The organism is Zemynaea arenosa (genome assembly GCF_004614185.1).
GTDB lineage: Bacteria > Pseudomonadota > Gammaproteobacteria > Burkholderiales > Burkholderiaceae_D > Telluria > Telluria arenosa.
Genome location: NZ_SPVF01000249.1, coordinates 1 through 4,597 on the forward strand (window position 1 = coordinate 1; position 4,597 = coordinate 4,597).

The 4,597-nt window shown below is 70.9% G+C and carries 5 protein-coding genes; all 5 read left to right on the forward strand.

The features are described from left to right. The coding region (locus E4L96_RS19570) for an FG-GAP repeat domain-containing protein (RefSeq protein ID WP_135208896.1) at positions 1–1,380 on the forward strand (1,380 nt) is incomplete at its 5' end. Positions 1,381–1,526: 146 nt separating this feature from the next. Next, entirely contained in the window at positions 1,527–2,336 is an 810-nt protein-coding gene (locus E4L96_RS19575; RefSeq protein ID WP_135208900.1) for an AraC family transcriptional regulator, read from the forward strand. A gap of 91 nt (positions 2,337–2,427) precedes the next feature. After that, positions 2,428–2,802, forward strand: coding sequence for a cupin domain-containing protein (locus tag E4L96_RS19580; RefSeq protein WP_135208897.1), 375 nt, complete (start codon positions 2,428–2,430; stop codon positions 2,800–2,802). Positions 2,803–2,871: 69 nt separating this feature from the next. Next, positions 2,872–3,546 carry a DoxX family protein gene (locus tag E4L96_RS19585; RefSeq protein ID WP_135208898.1) on the forward strand — a complete coding sequence of 225 codons (675 nt, stop codon included), beginning with the start codon at positions 2,872–2,874 and terminating at the stop codon, positions 3,544–3,546. An 83-nt stretch (positions 3,547–3,629) separates the two neighbouring features. Continuing rightward, entirely contained in the window at positions 3,630–4,523 is an 894-nt protein-coding gene (locus tag E4L96_RS19590) for a DMT family transporter (RefSeq protein WP_135208899.1), read from the forward strand. The last annotated feature ends 74 nt before the right edge of the window (positions 4,524–4,597 follow it).

Here is a 4,597-nt window from a genome sequence, read left to right on the forward strand (position 1 = left end):
CCCCCCCGCTGCTGGAAGGCGGCGCTGGCTGCCGTGGCCCTCGGCGCGGCCGGGCCGGCGCTGGCCCAGGTCACGGCCAGCTCGCCGTTTGTGCTGGCGGCCACGGAACAGGGCACGCTCGACGCCTACTTCACCACTGACGGCATCCACTATATGGCGCCGCTGAAGGTGGCGGACCAGGCCGAGACCCGCTACGGCGACATGGCCGTTGCCGACTTCAACGGTGACGGCCTGCTGGACTTCCTGGCCCTCGATAACGAGACCACCGCCCTGCACCTGTACCTGCGCACCGGACCGACCAGCTTCCAGCCATCCGGCATCGGCGCGCTCGCCACCGACCCGAAACGGGACTATTACAATGCCCGCAACCAGCGGGCGCTGGCGCCCGACTACGGCCTGGGCATCATTCCTGCCGACCTCGACAACGACGGCGACATGGACTTCCTCGATGCCCGCAACAAGGAATTCGGGCCCGGCCTGTTCTGGATCGCAACCGGCGATGCCTGGCTCAACGATGGCACCGGCCACTTCACCCAGGTCCCGCATGCCTTCGATTTCGCCGACCCCGCAGGCTCCCTGCCCGGTTCCATCTTCACCGACTGGACGCTCGGCATGAGCATCACCCTGGGCGACATCGATGGCGACCACATCCCCGACATGCTGGCCAGCGAACAGTCCAGCGGCGGCGACCAGCCCTCGCGCGTGTATCTGCTGCGCGGCCTGGGCGATGGCAGGTTCGGGCCGCCCGAGTATGTGTTCACCGCGCCGCACCCGGCCACCTTCATCAGCCTGGGCGACGTGAACAACACCGGCACGGTGGATGCCCTGGTGGGCATGGACGACGACGGCGATCCGGGACAGGTGTATGTCTTCTTCGGGAAGGGGGACGGCACCTTCTTCCAGACCCCGTACGAGGCGTTCGACACCAATCCCACCGAGTCCGGCTCGGACCAGCCGGGCGGCGGCAAGTTCCAGCTGGTCGACATCACGGGCGACGGGGTGCTGGACGCCGTCGCCAGCCCGGCGCTCACGGGGCCCGTCACCGACGTGGTCACACCGGCCCGGCTGGTGGTGTACCGGGGGCTGGGCGATGGCCGCTTCGTGCTGGCGGGCGAGATCGATCCGCAGATCTTCGTGAACACCGGCTTCGCCGCCCCAACGGGCGGACGGCCCATCCTGGTGCACCAGCCCGGCGACTTCGACAACACCGGCGGCATCGACTATCGCGACGTGCAGTACCTGCTGGGGCCCAGCCGTCCCGCCATGAGCCTGGAAGATCCGTTCGACCTCAACCGGGACGGCGTGGTGAACGTCGGCGATGCCCGGCGGCTGGTCCTGATGTGCACCCTGCCGCGCTGCGCGTTTGTTCCCGGCGACTAAGGGCCTGCGCGCAGGGCTGTACGGCGGCACAGCGCTGCTCCTGGCGCTGTGCCCGGCCGGGCGGGCCAGCGCCGCGCGTCCGCCGGCGCACTCCGCGCCGCAAGATGTGGTTCAATGACACCATTGACCTGGCCCGCCGCTCCGCCATGCCTTCCTCCCCGATCCGCCAGCACGACTGGGTGCGCCACGCTCCCGCCAGCGACGGCGTCCAGCGCATCGAAGCCTTCTTCGCCGGGCACGGCTATGCGCCGCACCGGCACGACACCTATGCCATCGGCCTCACGCTGCACGGCGTGCAGTCGTTCCACTACCGCGGCGAGCGGCGCAACAGCGTGGCAGGCGGGTGCATCGTCCTGCATCCGGACGAAGTGCATGATGGCGAAGCGGGCACGGACGCGGGCTTCCGCTACCGCATAGCCTACGTGCCACCGGCCCGCCTGCAGGCCATCCTCGGCGGCCAGCCGCTGCCCTTCCTGCGCGCCGGGCTGTCGGCCGATCCCCGGCTGCTGCGCGCCATACATCCGCTGGTGGCCACGGTGTCCGAGCCGCTCGCTGGCCTCGAGGAAGACGACGCGCTGTTCGACTTGGCCATGGCGCTGCAGCGGGCGGCAGGGGCCCGGCCACGGGTCCGCTCGCCCGACCTGCACGCGGCGGACCGCGCCCGCCAGCTGCTGGAGGCCTCTCTGGCCACCGGCATCACGCTCGACGAGCTGGAGCGCGCCTGCGGGCGTGACCGCTGGAGCCTGTCGCGCGACTTCCGCGTCCTGTACGGCACCAGCCCGTACCGCTACCTCAGCCTTCGGCGGCTCGACCTGGTCCGCGCCCAGCTGCGCCAGGGCCTGCCGCTGGCCGCAGCGGCGCTCAACGCGGGTTTTGCAGACCAGAGCCACATGACGCGCCAGTTCACCCGCGCCTTCGGGCTGCCGCCGGCCCGCTGGCTGGCCCTGGGCCGCTAGCTGCCCGGCTTCCACGCGCACGATCGTTCAAGACGGCCCGCCGGCGGCGCGCCAGACTGGCCGCTCATTCGACCCCAACCAGGAGCACACCATGTTGCAGGCGGTATCCCCGCTGGCCCTCGCGGCCAGGATCGACGAGTACTTTTCGCCGCGCGTCATTGCGGAACTGGACAACAACTACGTCAAGCTGGCCAAGCTGAAAGGGACTTTCGGCTGGCATGCGCACGAGCACGAGGACGAACTGTTCATGGTGATCCAGGGCCGCCTGCGCATCGACACGGAGCACGGCAGCGTGCAGCTGGAGGCCGGCGAGTTGTATGTGGTGCCCAAGGGGGTGCGCCACACGCCCGTCGCGGATCAGGAATGCGTGATCCTGCTGATCGAACAAAAGCAGACCACCCACAGCGGCAACGAGGCCAATGCCTACACGCGCAGCATCGCCGACCAGCTGCGCTCGCTGGACTGAGAGCGGTCTTTGGCCAGTCTTAAGGCGGCGCCGGTTACGCTACGTCCCTACTGACCACCTCCGCCTGCCATGACTGAACCGACCGTCTTCCTGACCTGGACCGCGCTCTGGACCATTGGCTTTCTGGTCGCGCTGCGCGCAATACCAGTCCAGAGCGCCGCGCATCTCGGCAGCGGCGCCGCTGTCGTCTGCATCGTCCTGGGCGTGGCTGGCCTGGCCGCTGTCAGTGCGTCTACCTGGCTGGGTGCGGACGCGGCGCCAGTGACCCGGCCCCTGCGCGCCTGGCTGACCGCCTGCGCGCCGGCAGTGGCCGGGCTCGGGTGGTCCGTGGTGCTGTCCGGGCGCGCAGGCCATGCCCCGCCCGGCGGTGCAGTGCGCCAGGCCACGGCGCGCGCGCTGGCCTGGTATGTCGGCCTGGCCTTCCTCGGATTCGAAGTGGGCAAGGCGGCGCATGACACCGAGATGCGGGAGTTCTTTCTCGTGTCCGGCCTGCCGCTCGCGCTGATGTACACCGTGATGCTGGCCGAGAGCCTGGCAGCCCTGGCCCTGCTGTGCGGATGGCGGCGTACCGCGGCGGCAGGCCTGCTGGGCGTGATCATGCTGGGCGCGATCGGCACCCACCTGCACAATGGCGACGCGGCCGCCGACAGCGCCGATGCAGTGCGGATGCTGGTCCTGTGCGGCGCCCTGCTGGCGCTGGGCCGCGCCCCAGCCCGCACCACCCTGCGCCCAGCCCGGGCCTGAGCGCAGCGCCCGCGGCACCGCAATTTTCTTCAAGACTGCGCCCCGCGCCCCCCGCTATCGTGGGTCCCGAAAGGATCTGCGCCATGCATGAACGAACCCGAGGTTATGCGTATCTCACCGCCGCGATGGCTCTGGTCGGCACGACCGTCGTCGCCAGCAAGGTCACGGCGGCGGCCATCCCGCCCTTGACCGCCACCGCTGCGCGCTTCGCGCTGGCCTTGCCCTGCTTCCTGCTGCTGATGTGGTGGACCCGCACGCCATGGCCGCGCGTGGGTCCGCGCGACGCCGCGCTGCTGCTGGCGCAGGCGCTGGCGGGGAGCATCGGCTACACCACCCTGCTCATGCTCGGCATGCGCCACACCAGCGCCACCGATGCGGGTGTCATCCTCGGCACGCTGCCGGTGGTGGCAGCGCTGTGCGCGGCCGTGCTGCTGAAGGAGCGCCTCAGTGGCGCACTGCTGGCCACCATCGGCCTCGTGGCGGGCGGCCTGCTGGTGCTGGCGCCGCCCGGTGCCGGCGCCGCGCCGGAGACAGGCGGGATGCTTGGCAATGCGCTGGTGCTGGGCGCCGTGGTCTGCGAGGCGCTGTTCATCCTGCTGAACCGGGCCCTGAGGGTGGAGGTTGCGCCGCTGGCCTTGTCCACCCTGATGACCGCCATCGGCCTGGCCGGTGCGCTCGCCGGTGCGTGGTGGGAACCGGCTGCCACCTGGTCCCTCCTGGCGCCCGCCGGCGCGGCCGTGGCTTATTACGCGCTGGTGCCGACCGTCGCGGGCTTCCTGCTGTGGTACGCGGGCGCGCGCCTGGTCAGTGCGGCGGAAGCAGCGGTGTTCACGGCGGTGGCGCCGGTCAGCGCGCTGCTGGCGGCGATGCTGGTGCTGCACGAGCAGCCGCAGCTGCGTCAGCTGGCCGGCATCGGCTGCGTCCTGGCCGCCATCCTGATGCTGGCGCGGCAGCCCGCGCGCGCCGCCGTCTCATGACGCGCGGGCGCGCCGGGCATACTGGCTGGGCGCAACTCCGTAGGCCCGCGTGAAGACGCGCGTGAGGTGGGCCT

What these genes read in the sequence shown, in the direction of transcription:
- E4L96_RS19575 (WP_135208900.1), top strand. Translation starts at nt 1,527, where the DNA reads ATGCCTTCCTCCCCGATCCGCCAGCACGACTGGGTGCGCCACGCTCCC.
- E4L96_RS19580 (WP_135208897.1), top strand. Translation starts at nt 2,428, where the DNA reads ATGTTGCAGGCGGTATCCCCGCTGGCCCTCGCGGCCAGGATCGACGAG.
- E4L96_RS19585 (WP_135208898.1), top strand. Translation starts at nt 2,872, where the DNA reads ATGACTGAACCGACCGTCTTCCTGACCTGGACCGCGCTCTGGACCATT.
- E4L96_RS19590 (WP_135208899.1), top strand. Translation starts at nt 3,630, where the DNA reads ATGCATGAACGAACCCGAGGTTATGCGTATCTCACCGCCGCGATGGCT.